The organism is Microbacterium maritypicum MF109 (assembly GCF_000455825.1).
Lineage (GTDB): Bacteria > Actinomycetota > Actinomycetes > Actinomycetales > Microbacteriaceae > Microbacterium > Microbacterium maritypicum_A.
This window is the reverse complement of the sequence record NZ_ATAO01000014.1, coordinates 1-756: the sequence shown is the minus strand read 5'-3', so window position 1 is coordinate 756 and position 756 is coordinate 1. Positions and strand designations below refer to the sequence as shown.

The window sequence follows — 756 nt, the reverse complement described above, 5'->3', positions numbered from 1 at the left end:
GGTCAGGGTGGCCGCGACGACCGCAGCCGACCCCTGTGCCGAGCCTTCGGTGCAGCAGGCGATCGCGAGCGGCGACGATGCGGCGGCGATCGCGGGCTTCGGCGGCGGTGCCGCCTTCCGCGAGGCGGTCGTCGCGGGGAACGCTCCGTGCGTCTCGCTCACCGATCCTGCGCGCCTCTGGGTCGTGGTGAACAAGTCGCTGCCGCTGAACCCGCCCGAGTACGAGCCGGCGAATCTCGACTCCGTGCCGCTGCAGATGACGACACCCTCGGGGCGCGTGCGCTCCGACGTGGCCGCGGCGGTCGGGCGGATGGCGGATGCCGCCGCAGCCGCGGGCGTGGGACGCCTCGGCGCGAACAACGGCTACCGCTCCTACGGACTGCAGGTGACGACGTATGGATCCCACGTGCGATCACAGGGACAGGCCGAGGCGGATGCGGGCTCGGCGCGCCCCGGCCACAGCGAGCACCAGACGGGTCTCGCACTCGACGTGGTCGCCTGCGGCACGGGGTGCGGGGGCCTCGACGGCTTCGGAGCGACCGCGCAGAGCGACTGGGTCGCCGCTCATGCCTGGGAGTACGGCTTCATCGTGCGTTACGAGCAGGTCGGCACCCCCGTGACGGGGTATGCGCCGGAGCCGTGGCATCTCCGCTACGTCGGAGTCGACCTCGCCGCGGCCTATCACGAGGGCGGATTCCACACGCTCGAGGAGTTCTTCGGCCTTCCTGCCGCGCCGGATTACGCGCACTGAATCGG

At 72.0% G+C, this 756-nt stretch carries 1 protein-coding gene; it reads left to right on the top strand.

Annotated elements, in window-relative coordinates:
• Positions 1–751: M15 family metallopeptidase (locus tag L687_RS23950; protein ID WP_031206677.1), on the top strand; the 751-nt coding region annotated here is incomplete at its 5' end.
• Positions 752–756 lie beyond the last annotated feature (5 nt).